This is a genomic window from Mycetocola sp. Y444 (assembly GCF_059445295.1).
Genome location: NZ_JCAIUB010000001.1, coordinates 1,013,678 through 1,028,418, shown reverse-complemented (window position 1 = coordinate 1,028,418; position 14,741 = coordinate 1,013,678). Strand labels below are relative to the sequence as shown.

Here is a 14,741-nt window from a genome sequence, read left to right as displayed (position 1 = left end):
CATCTAGGAGCTGTATGTCCCCCGTGGATATCACCCCGACGTTCAACCCTCTGCGGTTGGACTCGGATCGACGCCTGAACCGCATCGCAGGACCCAGCGGGCTGATCATTTTTGGTGTGACGGGCGACCTGTCACGCAAGAAGTTGATGCCGGCCGTCTACGACCTGGCGAATCGCGGTCTTCTTCCTCCCGGGTTCGCTCTCGTCGGCTTCGCGAGGCGAGACTGGGCAGACCAGGACTTCATGCAGGTGGTGCACGAGGCCGTGAAGGCCCACGCACGTACGGAGTACCGGGAGGAAGTCTGGCAGCAGCTCGCCCAGGGCATCCGGTTCGTTCCTGGCGAGTTCGGGGACGACGCCGCGTTCGAGAAGCTCAAGGAGACCATCGCGCTCCTCGACGTCGAGCGAGGGACCATGGGCAACCACGCGTTCTATCTCTCGATTCCACCGAAGGCGTTCCCCGAGGTGACCGAGCAGTTGAGGCGTTCGGGGATGGCGGAGGCGAAAGCCGGCGAGTGGCGCCGTGTGGTCATCGAGAAGCCCTTCGGCTCGAACCTCGAGACCGCTCGTGAGCTCAACGCTGTCGTGGAGTCGGTGTTCCCACCCGACTCGGTGTTCAGGATTGACCACTACCTCGGTAAGGAAACGGTCCAGAACATTCTTGCCCTTCGGTTCGCGAACCAGATGTTCGAACCGATCTGGAACTCGAATTACGTCGACCATGTGCAGATCAGCATGGCCGAGGACATCGGCGTTGGCGGCCGCGCGGGTTACTACGACGGAATCGGCGCTGCCCGCGACGTCATCCAGAATCACATCCTGCAGCTCCTCGCGCTCACCGCGATGGAGGAGCCGCTGTCGTTCGATGCTGCTGACCTCCGTGCTGAGAAAGAAAAGGTGCTCGCCGCGGTGAGCTTGCCTGACGACCTCAGCAAGGCGACCGCCCGCGGGCAGTACGCCGGCGGCTGGCAGGGCGGTGAGGTGGTCAGCGGTTTCCTCGAAGAGGAAGGGATGAACCCCGAGTCGACGACGGAGACCTACGCGGCCATGCGCCTCGATATCAATACGAGGCGGTGGGACGGCGTTCCGTTCTACCTTCGCACCGGCAAGCGACTCGGCCGTCGAGTGACGGAGATCGCTGTCGTATTCAAGCGGGCACCGCAGTTCCTGTTTGCCGAGAGCCAGACCTCTGAACTCGGCCAGAACGCCCTGGTCATCCGGGTCCAGCCCGACGAAGGAGTGACCATCCGGTTCGGGTCGAAGGTTCCTGGGGCGGGCACGCAGGTCCGGGACGTGACGATGGACTTCGGCTACGGCCACGCCTTCACCGAAGCGAGCCCTGAGGCCTACGAACGTCTTATCCTCGACGTCCTCCTGGGCGACCCTCCCCTGTTCCCCCGGCACCAGGAAGTCGAACTCTCCTGGAAGATCCTCGACCCGATCGAGGAGTACTGGGCAAGCCAGGGCGGTCCGCTCGAGCAATACCAGCCGGGGTCGTGGGGCCCGGCTTCCGCCGATGAGTTACTTGCCAGAGACGGCCGAGTTTGGAGACGCCCATGATCGTCGATCTGCCCGACACCACAACCAGCAAGGTGTCAAAGAAGCTCGTCCAGTTGCGTGAGGACGGCGGCGTCGTCTCGCTCGGACGTGTGCTCACCCTCGTGATCGTCTCGCAGCTTGGCGAGGAAGAAGAGGCCATCGAGGCCGCAAACGACGCGTCGCGGGAGCACCCGATGCGGGTGCTCGTGCTCTCCCGGATCCCGGCAGACAACGAGGGCGGCGCGAAGCCAGCGCGCATCGACGCCGAAATCCGTGTCGGCGGTGACGCCGGCGCGAGCGAAGTGATCATCCTCCGCGCCTATGGCGACGCTGCGGGCAACGAAGACAGCCTCATCAACGGGCTGCTCCTCCCCGACACCCCTGTCGTCGCCTGGTGGCCCATCGAAGCCCCCGCCGACGTCGCGCACACTGCGATCGGGCGGATCGCACAGCGCAGGATCACGGATGCCTCCGAGCACGAAGATCCGCACGCGGCTCTGGTCGAACTGGCCAGGACGCACACGCCGGGCGACACGGACTTCGCCTGGACCCGCCTGACCCTCTGGCGCGCCCAGCTCGCTGCGGTGCTCGACCAGCCGCCGTACGAACCCGTCACGGCCGTGACGGTGTCCGGCGCCGCCGACTCGCCGTCCACAGTCCTGCTCGCGGCCTGGCTCGGGATGCAGTTGCAGGTTCCCGTCCTCCAGGAGCTCACCCCGCGAGGGTCCGGCGACACCGGTATCCACGGTGTGCGGATGACAAGGGCGAGCGGTGACATCGTGCTGGAGCGGCCGCTCGACAACGTCGCGAAACTCACCCAGCCGAACCAGCCGGTTCATGATCTCACGCTGCCCCGGCGCAGCATGCGGGACTGCCTCGCAGAGGAACTGCGCAGACTGGATCCGGATTCGTTGTACGGTGAAGTGATCACCAAGGGTCTCTCTCAGCTTGAGAGTGAAGCCCTGGCATCGGAAGGTACGAACTGAATGACGAATGAACGACGAGTGCTTGTCTCAGCAGACAGCGATGCACTCGCCGCATCGATAGCGGCACGATTCCTCACCAAGACCGTTGACCTCCTCGATGAGCTCGAGTTCGTGAACATCGTCCTCGAGGGTGGACGCGTCGCGATGAAGGTTCTCGAGAGCATCAACTCATCGCCAGCGCGGGACAGCGTCGACTGGTCGCGCGTCCACTTCTGGTGGGGCGACGAGCGGTGGGTCCCGGCCGATGACGCCGAACGAAACGACGGCAAGGCCAGGCGCGCCCTGCTCGATCACATCGACATCCCCGCCGAAAATGTGCACAGCTACCCGGCGTCCGATTCGGGAATGACCCTCGACGAGGCGGCAGTGGCATACGCCGGAACTCTTGCCGAGTACTCGAACGGTGACGCCACTCTCCCCCGTTTCGACATCACCTTTCTTGGCGTCGGGCCCGACGGCCACACGGCGTCCCTGTTTCCCGACCGCCAGGAAGTGCTCGAGCGCGAAGCGACAGTTGTTGCTGTGCGGAACTCCCCCAAGCCGCCAGCGGAGAGGCTGAGCCTCACCCGGCACGCGATCAATTCGTCACAGCGGATCTGGGTCGAGATCTCCGGCGCTGACAAAGCTGCGGTTCTCGGGCTTGCGCTTGCCGGAGCGTCCTACACCGAGGTCCCCATCGCCGGCATCAAGGGCCGCAAGCGCACCATGTTCTTCGTTGACCAGGCCGCGGCATCCGAGGTCCCCGAGAACCTCATCGCGCCGACCTACTAGACCAGCGCCATAAGAAAAGCCCCTGTCCTCGGACAGGGGCTTTCTTGTGTGTAACGTTACGTTGGAGCCTAAGCGGATGCCGTACCGCGGCGCGCACGCAGAGCCTGAAGCGCCTCGTCGAGAAGAGCCTCGGCTTCTTCCTCCGTGCGGCGTTCCTTCACGTACGCGAGGTGAGTCTTGTACGGCTCAAGCTTGGCGACCTCGGGCGGGTTCGCCTGGTCGCGGCCCGCGGGAAGACCGGACGACGGGCTGTCGATCGTTTCCGGGATCTCTTCGTCGGGCAGGCTGGCGGAAAAGTACCGCACAGTCTCGTTTCCCAGTGCATCCCAGTACGAAACAGCAACACGGTCCGCGTGGAATCCGTGATCCTGTTCGCCCATGGGGCCAGCGCCAACGCGTGATCCCCTGATTGCGCTACCTCCGGCAGCCATATGTCCTCCTACGCACCAGTCGAGAACTTGGTGATGAGACCAAGCGCAACTATTGAACTAAACCAAACAAGACCGAGTACGACGGTGAACCGGTTGAGATTTCGCTCGGCAACCCCGGAGGATCCGAGGTTCGAGCCCATACCGCCACCGAACATGTCGGACAATCCACCACCGCGACCCTTATGCAAGAGGATGAGGAAAGTGAGCAGGAGGCTCGTAACACCGAGCACCACCTGCAGTACGACCTGAAGTATCTCCACAAAGGACCTTTCACATGGGCGGCCCATGTTCCATGGACCGCCCCCAATTATAGCCTGAGGCCTGACGCGCTAAACGCCCACGTGCTTCTGGTAGCGCACGATGCTCGAGAACTCGTTGAGATCGAGGCTCGCGCCACCGACGAGGGCACCGTCGACGTTCGGTTCACGCATGAAGCCGGCGATGTTTGCCGCCTTCACGCTCCCGCCGTACAGAATGCGCGTCTTCGCCGCGACGTCGTCGCCCAGAGTCTCGCGAAGTGCAGCGCGCAGCGCAGCGGCAACCTGCTCGGCCTGTTCGGGAGTGGCGGCCTTGCCTGAGCCGATGGCCCAGACGGGCTCATAGGCAACGACGATGTCAGCCGTCGCCGAAAGCCCGGAGAGCGCCGCCTTCAGCTGAGCAACGGGAACAGCACTCGGACCGTGCTTCTCGAGGTCGTCAGCCGTCTCGCCGACGCAAATGATCGGAACCACGTTGTGCTTGATCGCTGCAGCAACCTTCGCGGCGACCTGTTCGTCGCTCTCAGCGTGCAGCGTCCGACGCTCGGAATGCCCGATGAGGACGTAGCTGCACTCAAGGGCTTTAAGGAACGCACCGGAGATTTCGCCCGTGTACGCTCCGGAATCGTGCTCGGACACATCCTGGCCACCGAAAGCGATGGGCAGTTTGTCGGCCGAGACGAGGGTCTGGACGCTGCGCAGGTCGGTGAACGGCGGGAACACCGCAACCTCGACACTCGCCGGGTCGTGCTTGGCATCAGCGAGGCTCCACGCCAGCTTCTGTACAAACGCGATTGCCTGCAGGTGATCCAGGTTCATTTTCCAGTTGCCCGCAATGAGCGGAACGCGGTTTACTGCCATCCCAATACCTCCAGTCCTGGAAGGCGTTTGCCTTCGAGGAACTCGAGGCTTGCACCGCCTCCGGTTGATATGTGTCCGAACTGCGAGTCCTCGAAGCCGAGCGCGCGAACCGCGGCGGCTGAGTCCCCGCCACCAACGACGCTCAGGCCGTCGGTTTCGGTGAGTGCCTGCGCGACGGTCTTCGTGCCAGCGGCGAATGGCGCGAGTTCGAAGACCCCCATCGGACCGTTCCAGAACACAGTTTTGGACGAGCGGATGACGCCGGCGAAGCGCTCTGCGGTCTCCGGTCCGATGTCCAGGCCGAGGCCTGTCGCACCGAAAGCCGTGTCTTCGATGGCGTCCGCTGGCTGGATCACGTGTTCTGCATCGGCGCCGAACTTGCTGGCAACGACGACGTCGGTGGGAAGAATGATCTCCACACCGAGTTTCTCTGCCTCGGTCAGGTAGTTCTTCACCGTGTCGATCTGGTCGGCTTCAAGGAGGCTCGCGCCCACCTTGTGTCCCTGTGCGGCGAGGAACGTAAAGAGCATTCCCCCACCGATGAGGAGCGTGTTCACGCGGGGAAGCAGATGCCCGATGACGCCGAGCTTGTCTGACACCTTCGAACCGCCGAGCACCACCGTGTATGGACGCTCGGGTGACTCAGTCAACCGGTCCAGAACTGTGAGTTCCGCGCTGATGAGCTCGCCTGCAGCGCTCGGGAGCAGCTTCGCCAGCTCGTACACACTCGCCTGCTTGCGGTGCACAACGCCGAATCCGTCTGAGACGAACGCGTCCCCGAACTGAGCGATCTTCTCGGCGAACTCGGTTCGTTCGGCTTCGACCTTGCTGGTCTCCCCCGGGTTGAACCTGAGGTTCTCGAGAACTACAACCTGTCCGTCGGAAAGCTTGCTGACGGCATCCGTCGCTGACTGCCCGACGGTGTCGGTCGCGAAGGCGACGTCGGTTCCGAGGAGTTCCGACAGCCGCTTGGCAACGGGGGCGAGGCTGTATTTAGCCTCAGGGGCGCCGTCTGGACGGCCCAGGTGAGACACAACGACGACGCGTGCTCCCTGGTCGATGAGCGTTTTCAGCGTGGGAACAGACGCACGCACGCGCCCGTCGTCGGTGATGACCCCGTCCTTGAGAGGAACGTTGAGGTCACACCGAACGACGACGCGCTTGCCTGCGAGCGAGCCCAGCGATTCGAGGGTGCGAAGCGGCACGGCTAGCCCTGTGTCCTAGAGACGATCGGCGACGTACTCGGTGAGGTCGACGAGGCGGTTGGAGTAACCCCACTCGTTGTCGTACCAGCCGACGATCTTGACCTGGTTGCCCATGACGCGAACGAGTCCCGCGTCGAAGATGCAGGAGTGCGGGTCGGTGACGATGTCGCTCGAGACGATCTCGTCCTCGGTGTACAGCAGGATGCCCTTGAGGGGACCTTCTGCGGCTGCCTTGTAGGCTGCCTTCACCTCATCGACCGTGACCGGGCGCGACGACTCGATAGTGAGGTCGGTGATCGAGCCGGTCGGCACCGGCACGCGAAGTGCGAAGCCGTCGAGCTTGCCCTTGAGCTCGGGCAGAACGAGGCCGATGGCCTTTGCCGCACCGGTCGAGGTCGGGACGATGTTGACCGCTGCTGCGCGTGCGCGACGGAGGTCGCTGTGCGGGCCGTCCTGGAGGTTCTGGTCAGCGGTGTACGCGTGGACCGTGGTCATGAGACCGCGCTCGATGCCGAACTCGTCGTTGAACACCTTGGCGAGCGGCGCGAGGCAGTTCGTGGTGCACGATGCGTTCGAGATGATGTGGTGGTTCTCGGGCTCGTAGAGGCCCTCGTTGACACCCATGACGAACGTTGCGTCTTCACCCTTGGCCGGAGCGGAGATGAGAACCTTCTTGGCACCAGCGTCGATGTGCTTCTTAGCGTCGGCAGCGTTCGTGAAGAACCCGGTCGACTCGATGACGATGTCGACTCCGAGTTCGCCCCACGGGAGGTTCGCCGGGTCGCGCTCCGAGAAGACCTTGATGGCCTTGCCGTTGACGACGATCTTCTCTTCGTCAAACTCGACCGTTGCGTCGAGGCGACCCGTGATGGAGTCGTACTTCAGCAGGTGGGCGAGCGTCTTGTTGTCGGTGAGGTCGTTGACGGCAACGATCTCAAGGTCGCTGCCCTTGGCAAGTGCTGCGCGGAAGTAGTTGCGGCCGATGCGGCCGAACCCGTTGATACCGATCTTTACGGACACGAATGTCTCCTGTTTCTAGAGCGCCGGAGCGCGTCTTCGGTTGTGCTGATGGAACGAAAGTGAACTGACCCGATGCTGGGCGTGAGCCGCGGCAGGCGAAAAGTCAGGACTATGAGAGTAGCAGCAGGCCCTTGGTCTGCTCGCGGGCGGCGACGAAACGGCTCTGGACGTTCTCCCAGTTGGTGATGTTCCAGAATGCCTTCACGTAGTCGGCGCGTACGTTCTTGTAGTCGAGGTAGTAGGCGTGCTCCCAGACGTCGAGCATCAGGAGCGGAACAGTGCCAGCGGCGAAGTTCGACTGCTGGTCGAAGAACTGCTGGATGATGAGTCGCTGACCGATGGAGTCCCACGCGAGAACAGACCAGCCGGAGCCCTGTACACCGAGCGCCGTGGCCGTGAAGTGGGCACGGAACTTGTCAAACGACCCGAAGAACTCGTCGATCGCCGCGGCGAGTTCGCCGGTGGGCTTGTCTCCACCGTTCGGGGACATGTTCGTCCAGAAAATCGAGTGGTTGACGTGCCCGCCGAGGTTGAAGGCGAGGTCCTTTTCGAGCTTGTTGACGTAGGCAAGGTTGTCGGAGTCGCGCGCTTCTGCAAGCTGCGCGATGGCGGTGTTTGCGCCGGTGACGTAGGTCTGGTGGTGCTTCGAGTGGTGGAGCTCCATGATGGCGCCCGAGATGCTCGGCTCGAGGGCCGAGTAGTCGTATGGGAGTTCCGGGAGGGTGTATTCAGCCATTTATTTTTCTCCTCTTTGTGTGTCGCCAACTTGTGTGTCGCGAACGCGCCTGGACATCGTCCTGGCGACCTCTTTCAGTCTAGTCAGGTCGGTTCCCGGCGCTACGGGCTTGCGGTTACACCTCGTCGTAGTCAGGCGGCAGGTTGGCGTCGGTGCCTGGGAGCCCCAGGTCGGTTGCGCGTTTGTCTGCCATGGCGAGAAGGCGTCTGATCCGTCCGGCGATCGCATCCTTGGTCATCGGCGGGTCGGCGTAATGTCCGAGTTCGTCGAGGCTTGCCTCACGGTGGCTGAGGCGCAGCTCTCCCGCGTACCTGAGGTGCTCCGGGATGTCGTCGGCAAGGATTTCCATCGCGCGTTCGACCCTCGCGCACGCCGCGACAGCCGCCTGGGCTGAGCGGCGAAGGTTGGCGTCGTCGAAGTTGACGAGGCGGTTGGCGGTTGCCCTAACCTCGCGCCGCTGGCGGAGCTCTTCCCACGCCTTGACGGTGCCGTGAGCGCCCATGAGTACGAGCATTGCGCTGATCGCCTCACCGTCGCGAATGACGACGCGATGAACACCGCGGACCTCGCGCGCTTTCGCCTGGACGCCGAGGCGGCCGGCGGCACCGACGAGAGCCATCGCGCTCTCGTTGCCGGGGCAGGTGATTTCGAGTGCGGCGGAGCGGCCCGGGTCAGTCAGCGATCCTGCGGCGAGGAAAGCGCCCCGCCAGACGGCAGCCAGTTCGGCTCGTGATCCTGTCGTAAGCCGGTTGGGAAGGCCACGAATGGGGCGGCGTCGTGCGTCGAGGAGGCCGGTCTGCCTGGCCAGTGTCTCGCCGCCGTCAACGACCCGCACGAGGTAATACTCTCCACGCCGTGATGTCGATGGGCTCACCGAGACCACTTCGCTCCGTACGCCGTAGAGCTCGGCAAGAGCCTTGCGCACCCGCCTGGCGAGGTGCGGAGTATCGAGCTCGCTCTCAATGGCGATGCGGCTGGAGATCAGGTGAAGCCCACCGCTGAAGCGCAGGGTGGATGTCAACTCAGCGGCGCGTACCGTTGTCTTCTCTTCAACGATGTTGGCCAATTCTTCTTTGACCTCAGCAGTCAGTGCCAAGCGGGATCCTTTTCTCATCAGTGTTCGTCGTGTGTGCGTCTGGCCGTGGCCGGCGACGCTGTGGCTTATTCTTTGCCGAGGTCGCGGTGCTTGACGTTGACGGCGACTCCTGGGAGTTCCTTCAACTTGTCAGCGAGTGCGTTCGCGATCGCGACCGAGCGATGTTTGCCGCCGGTGCAGCCGATGGCGAAGGTCGCAAATCGTTTGCTCTCGTGCTGGTAGCCGTTCAGAACAGGCGCGAGGGCCTGTGCATACGCGTCGGTGAACTCCGATGCGCCCGGCTGGCCGAGAACGTACTCGCGAACCTCAGGGTCGAGTCCAGTATGCGCCCGCAACTCGGGAACCCAAAACGGGTTGGGCAGGAACCGCGCGTCAGCGATCATGTCCGCATCGAACGGTGCGCCGTATTTGAAGCCGAAACTCATGATCGTGAGCTTCACGCCTGGGGTCCCCTCGGCGGCGAAGAGCTCGGCAACGCTGTTCGCGAGCTGGTGCACATTGAGATCGGACGTGTCGATCACAATGTCGCTCGACTCGCGGATCGTGGCGAGCCGTGCCCGTTCGGTCGCGATGCCGTCGAGGATCGTACCGCCGCCCTGGAGCGGATGCGGCCTGCGAACGGCGTCAAAGCGCCGCACGAGTGCTGAATCCGTCGCGTCGAGGAAGATCACTCTGAGTTTCGTTCCGTCGCGGAGCGACTGGATCATCTGCTGCAGGTCGGTGAAGAAATCACGCCCGCGGACGTCGACGACAGCGGCGATCCGTGGGAGCGCGCCCTCCGCACGGCCGGCAAGGTCGACGAGGGGGCGCAGCATCTGCGGGGGAAGGTTGTCGACCACGTACCAGTCGAGATCCTCGAGGGCGTTGGCGACCGTTGATCGCCCGGCTCCGGACATCCCCGTCACAATCAGGACTTCCTGGTTCGGAATCGCTTCGTCTGGCACTGTTCACTCTCCGATTGGCCCGATGGGACGTTGCCCTCTGGCTGGACTTCAAGCCTACCGACTGTTGGCGCGCTGGCGGTCCTGGAGGGTATCGGCGATGGTCTGCGCGAGCGCGGGTCCAACCCCCTTCACCGCGGCTATCGCCTCCGGGGTTGCCTCGCGCATCGCCGCAACCGATCCGAAGTGAACGAGAAGCGCCTTGACGCGAGCGGGTCCCAGACCGGGGATCTCGGTGAGCACACTGGTGATGTCGCGCTTGCGTTTGGTGCGCTGGTACGTGATGGCGAACCTGTGCGCTTCGTCCCTCACCCGCTGCAGGAGGAAGAGTGCCTCGGAGTTGCGCGGCAGGATCACGGGATAGTCATTATCTGGGAGCCAGATCTCCTCGAGCCGTTTCGCCATGCCCACAAGCTGGATGTCTGTCCGCCCTGACTCCTGCAGGGCGCGTTGTGCGGCCTGCACCTGGGGCTGGCCACCGTCCACGATGAGCAGTTGCGGCGGGTACGCGAACTTCTTTCGTTTCACGTCGTCTGCGACGATGCCGGGTGCCGTCGGGTCAGGCTCCGGCTCAACGGTCTCAGGGGTCGTGAGGTACGCCAGCCGTCGGCTCAGTACCTGGTAGATCGAGTCGGTATCGTCGGTGGACGACGCGATACTGAACCGGCGGTACTGGTCTTTTCGCGCCAGGCCGTCCTCGAAGACCACCATCGACGCCACGATGTTGGTGCCGGAGAGATGCGAGACGTCAAAGCACTCGATCCGGAGGGGTGCCTGTTCCATCCCGATCGCTTCCTGGATGTCGGTCAGCGCCTGGGAGCGGGCGACGAAATCAGCGGTCCTTCGCATCTTGTAAAGCTGCAGCGCGTTCTTCGCGTTGAGATTCGCCGTCTGCATGAGCGCGGCCTTCTCTCCGCGCTGGGCGGTCTTGAGCCGCACCCGGCCTTTACCGCGGATGCCGGCGAGCCAGGTTTCGAGTTCGTCAGCGTCTTCGGGGAGCTCGGGGACCAGAACCTCCCTGGGCACGTCAGTGGCGGATCCGTCGTATGCGCGTTGCAGGATGCTGTCGACGAGCTCTCCGGTCGACAGGTCGAGTTCCTTGTCAACGGTCCACGACCGGACACCCCGGATCCGGCCGCCACGGACGATGAACTGCTGGACCGCCGCAGAGAGTTCGTCGTGGACGACGCCGAAGAGGTCGGCGTCGACTGAGTCCTTGAGAACGACGGCGCTTTTCTCGAGTACCGCCTCGAGCGCCTGAAGGCGATCCCGATACCTGGCAGCGCTCTCGTAGTCCTGCCGGGCAGCGGCGTCTTTCATCTTGCGCGTGGCATCCGTCACGAAGCGACGATCGTGACCGGCCATAAAGCTCACGAAGTCATCGACCATCGCCCGGTGCTCTTCGATCGTCACCTTGCCGGAGCACGGGCCACCGCAGCGTCCGATCTGCCCAGGGAAGCAGGGCTTGCCCGATTGCATGGCCCGTTTGTAACTGGAGTCGGAGCAGGTCCGGATCGGGAACGCCTTGATCATCAGATCGATCGTGTCGTGAACCGCCCAGATCTTCGGGTACGGGCCGAAATACCTGGCGCCCTTGATCCGCGGGTTGCGGGTGACGAGCACACGCGGAGCTTCGTCGGCGAGGGTGATCGCCATGTACGGGTAGGTCTTGTCGTCGCGGAACTTGACGTTGAACGGTGGATCGAACTCCTTGATCCACGTGTACTCGAGCTGGAGCGCCTCGATGTCGCTCCCGACGACGGTCCACTCCACGCTCGATGCGGTCGTGACCATGCGGCGGGTTCGCTCGTGCAGCGTGTGCAGCGGAGCGAAATAGTTGCTCAGCCGCGCCCGGAGGTTCTTCGCCTTGCCGACGTAGAGCACCCGGGATGTCTCGTCTCGAAATCGATACACCCCGGGGCTCGTCGGAATTTCGCCCGGCTTGGGGCGATAGCTCAGTGGTGGTGCCACCTATCCCGCCTTACGCGCCTGAACCTGTTCGGCCTCGAGCACTTCGTTGAGGTAGAACCCCGTGTGGCTCTTCTTGACTTTCGCGATCTTCTCGGGGGTGCCCGTCGCGAGCACGCGTCCGCCACCCGCGCCACCCTCGGGGCCAATGTCGATGATCCAGTCAGCAGACTTGATCACGTCGAGGTTGTGCTCGATGACGATGACCGTGTTGCCCTTGTCGACGAGGCTGTTGAGGACGAGGAGGAGCTTCCGCACGTCTTCGAAGTGCAAGCCTGTCGTCGGCTCGTCGAGGACGTAGATGCTCCTGCCGTTTGTGCGCTTCTGCAGCTCGGTCGCCAGCTTCACACGCTGCGCTTCACCACCAGACAGGGTGGTTGCACTCTGGCCGAGCCGGACATAGCCGAGTCCGACCTCAACGAGCGTCTTGAGGAACCGGTGGATCGAGGTGATCGCCTCGAAGAACTCAGCGGCCTCCGCGATCGGCATGTCGAGGACCTCGGCGATGTTCTTGCCCTTGTAGTGCACAGACAGGGTTTCGCGGTTGTACCGCGCTCCCCCGCAGACCTCGCAGGCCACGTAAACATCGGGCAGGAAGTTCATCTCGATCTTGATGGTTCCGTCGCCGGAGCACGCCTCGCAGCGCCCGCCCTTGACGTTGAAGCTGAAGCGACCCGGGAGGTATCCGCGCGCCTTTGCCTCGGTGGTTTCGGAGAACAGCGTGCGGATGCGGTCGAACACACCGGTGTAGGTCGCCGGGTTGGACCGCGGTGTGCGGCCAATCGGCGCCTGGTCGACGTGGATCACCTTGTCGAGCTGCTCGAGCCCGGTCACGCGAGTGTGCTTTCCGGGTACCTTGCGTGCGCCGTTGAGTTTGTTCGCGAGAACCCGGTACAGGATGTCGTTGACGAGGGAGGACTTGCCGGAGCCGCTCACGCCCGTGACCGCCGTGAAGGTGCCAAGGGGGAAATCGACGTTGACCTTGCGGAGGTTGTTGGCCTCGGCACCGACGACCGAGATGAGACGCTCGGGGTCGACCGGGCGCCTGGTCTCGGGAATCGGGATCTCGCGGCGTCCGGCGAGGTAATCACCGGTCAGCGATTCGGGGTTCGCGAGCAGGTCTTCGTACGAGCCTGAGTGGACGACGCGACCGCCGTTGACGCCGGCACCTGGTCCGATGTCAACGACCCAGTCGGCCGTGCGGATCGTGTCTTCGTCGTGTTCAACGACGATGAGCGTGTTTCCGAGGTCGCGGAGGGTGACGAGCGTCTCGATCAGCCGGCGGTTGTCACGCTGGTGGAGACCGATGCTCGGTTCGTCGAGCACGTACAGCACGCCGGTGAGGCCGGATCCGATCTGTGTGGCGAGCCGGATGCGCTGTGCCTCGCCGCCGGAGAGTGACCCGGCGGTTCGTGAGAGGTTGAGGTAGTTGAGGCCGACCTGGATCAGGAAGTCCAGCCGCAGTTTGATCTCGCGCAGCACCTGGGCCGCGATGGTGGACTCGCGGGCGGTCAATTCCATCTGGTCCATGAAGGCACGGGCGTCGGTGAGGCTGAGCTCGGCGACCTCAGCGATGTTGGTGCCGTGGATCAGGACGGAGAGGACTTCGGGCTTGAGGCGCTGGCCGTTGCACACGGGGCAGGGAATCTCCCGGAGATACTCGCCCCACCTGGCGCGTTGGACATCGGTCTCGGCCTGAGCGTACTGGCGCTCGATGTACGGCATCACCCCTTCGAAGCCCGAGGTGTAACTGACCTCGCGCCCGTAGCGGTTCTTCCACTTGACCTTGACCTTGAAGTTTTCGCCGCGGAGGACCGCCTCCTGGACTTTCTTCGGAAGATCAGCCCACGGGGTCCGCAGGGAGAAATCAAGGTCGCGGGAAAGTCCGTCAAGCAGCTTCTCGTAGTACTGGTAGAGCCCCTTGCCCTGTGTGGTCCACGGAATGATGACGCCCTCGTCGATGCTGAGGCTCGGGTCGCCGATGAGAAGGTCGGCGTCCACCGACATCCGAGTGCCGAGGCCTGAGCACTCCGGGCACGCTCCGAATGGAGCGTTGAAGCTGAACGTGCGCGGCTCGATCTCGGTGAGCTGGATCGGGTGGTTGTTCGGGCACGACAGCTTCTCGCTGTACGAGCGAACCGAATCCGGGCCCTCCTCGTCGACCAGTTTGATCTCCACGAGCCCGTCGGTGAGACGCAGCGCGGTCTCGAGCGAGTCGGTCAGTCTGCTGAGAGCGTCGGGGCCGGCGACGAGACGGTCGACGACGACCGAGATGTCGTGCTTGTACGACTTCTTGAGTGTCGGTGGCTCCGAGAGCTGGACCTGCTCGCCGTCGACGACGGCGCGGGCGTAGCCGCTCGCAGCCAGTTCTTTGAAGAGGTCGACGAACTCGCCCTTCTTCTGCGAAACAACCGGGCTCATCACCATGTAGCGCGTGCCCGTCTCGAGCTCCATGAGCTGGTCGGCGATCTGCTGCACGGTCTGCCGCTGGATCGGCTCACCACACTGGGGGCAGTGCGGAACTCCCACTCGGGCCCACAGGAGGCGCATGTAGTCGTACACCTCGGTGATCGTGCCGACTGTGGAGCGCGGGTTGCGGTTCGTCGACTTCTGGTCGATCGACACGGCGGGGCTGAGGCCCTCGATGAAATCGACGTCGGGTCGGTCCACCTGGCCGAGGAACTGACGCGCGTACGCCGAGAGCGACTCGACGTATCTGCGCTGGCCTTCGGCGAAGATCGTGTCGAATGCGAGCGACGACTTGCCCGACCCGGAGAGGCCGGTGAATACCACGAGAGAATCGCGCGGGATGTCAAGATCCACGTTGCGCAGGTTATGGACGCGTGCGCCTCGCACGCTGAGTTTTGACGTTGAATTTACCTTCGATATCGACACCCCTCGAGTCTACGATGACCCACTGACATGAAGCTG

At 63.6% G+C, this 14,741-nt stretch carries 13 protein-coding genes; 3 read left to right on the top strand and 10 right to left on the bottom strand.

What is annotated here, in order from left to right; genetic code table 11:
• Window positions 1–14 precede the first annotated feature (14 nt).
• From zwf to pgl, 3 genes are read left to right on the top strand one after another with little or no spacing between them, the layout of a single operon-like run.
• Complete coding sequence (zwf, locus tag AC1C2M_RS04905) at window positions 15–1,559, top strand: glucose-6-phosphate dehydrogenase (RefSeq protein ID WP_483404109.1); 1,545 nt, start codon at window positions 15–17, stop codon at window positions 1,557–1,559.
• Window positions 1,556–2,524: a glucose-6-phosphate dehydrogenase assembly protein OpcA gene (locus AC1C2M_RS04900; RefSeq protein ID WP_483404110.1), complete on the top strand. Its 969-nt coding sequence runs from the start codon at window positions 1,556–1,558 to the stop codon at window positions 2,522–2,524. The genes zwf and AC1C2M_RS04900 overlap by 4 nt, the downstream gene beginning before the upstream one ends.
• Complete coding sequence (pgl, locus tag AC1C2M_RS04895) at window positions 2,525–3,295, top strand: 6-phosphogluconolactonase (protein WP_483404111.1); 771 nt, start codon at window positions 2,525–2,527, stop codon at window positions 3,293–3,295.
• Window positions 3,296–3,363: 68 nt separating this feature from the next.
• Here pgl and AC1C2M_RS04890 read toward each other — a convergent pair whose 3' ends face one another.
• The 10 genes from AC1C2M_RS04890 to uvrA all read right to left on the bottom strand — a co-directional run bounded on the left by AC1C2M_RS04890 (window position 3,364) and on the right by uvrA (window position 14,705).
• Window positions 3,364–3,726, bottom strand: coding sequence for an RNA polymerase-binding protein RbpA (locus tag AC1C2M_RS04890; RefSeq protein WP_121658565.1), 363 nt, complete (start codon window positions 3,724–3,726; stop codon window positions 3,364–3,366).
• An 8-nt stretch (window positions 3,727–3,734) separates the two neighbouring features.
• Entirely contained in the window at window positions 3,735–3,986 is a 252-nt protein-coding gene (secG, locus tag AC1C2M_RS04885) for a preprotein translocase subunit SecG (protein ID WP_483404112.1), read from the bottom strand.
• 69 nt (window positions 3,987–4,055) lie between these two features.
• Window positions 4,056–4,844 (bottom strand): triose-phosphate isomerase, encoded by a 789-nt coding sequence (gene tpiA / locus AC1C2M_RS04880; RefSeq protein WP_483404113.1) that lies wholly within the window; start codon window positions 4,842–4,844, stop codon window positions 4,056–4,058.
• On the bottom strand, window positions 4,835–6,049 hold the full coding sequence (locus tag AC1C2M_RS04875; protein ID WP_483404114.1) for a phosphoglycerate kinase: 1,215 nt from the start codon (window positions 6,047–6,049) through the stop codon (window positions 4,835–4,837). The genes tpiA and AC1C2M_RS04875 overlap by 10 nt, the downstream gene beginning before the upstream one ends.
• 15 nt (window positions 6,050–6,064) lie before the next feature.
• Window positions 6,065–7,069 carry a type I glyceraldehyde-3-phosphate dehydrogenase gene (gene gap / locus AC1C2M_RS04870; protein ID WP_108390981.1) on the bottom strand — a complete coding sequence of 335 codons (1,005 nt, stop codon included), beginning with the start codon at window positions 7,067–7,069 and terminating at the stop codon, window positions 6,065–6,067.
• A gap of 109 nt (window positions 7,070–7,178) precedes the next feature.
• On the bottom strand, window positions 7,179–7,805 hold the full coding sequence (locus AC1C2M_RS04865; protein WP_108390982.1) for a superoxide dismutase: 627 nt from the start codon (window positions 7,803–7,805) through the stop codon (window positions 7,179–7,181).
• Window positions 7,806–7,920: 115 nt separating this feature from the next.
• A complete protein-coding gene (whiA, locus tag AC1C2M_RS04860) occupies window positions 7,921–8,901 on the bottom strand; it encodes a DNA-binding protein WhiA (protein WP_108390983.1) in 981 nt (326 codons plus the stop codon).
• Window positions 8,902–8,966: 65 nt separating this feature from the next.
• Window positions 8,967–9,845, bottom strand: coding sequence for an RNase adapter RapZ (rapZ, locus tag AC1C2M_RS04855; RefSeq protein WP_483404115.1), 879 nt, complete (start codon window positions 9,843–9,845; stop codon window positions 8,967–8,969).
• Window positions 9,846–9,899: 54 nt separating this feature from the next.
• Entirely contained in the window at window positions 9,900–11,813 is a 1,914-nt protein-coding gene (gene uvrC / locus AC1C2M_RS04850) for an excinuclease ABC subunit UvrC (RefSeq protein WP_483404116.1), read from the bottom strand.
• Window positions 11,814–14,705, bottom strand: a complete 2,892-nt coding sequence (gene uvrA, locus AC1C2M_RS04845) for an excinuclease ABC subunit UvrA (protein ID WP_483404117.1) — start codon at window positions 14,703–14,705, stop codon at window positions 11,814–11,816.
• Window positions 14,706–14,741 lie beyond the last annotated feature (36 nt).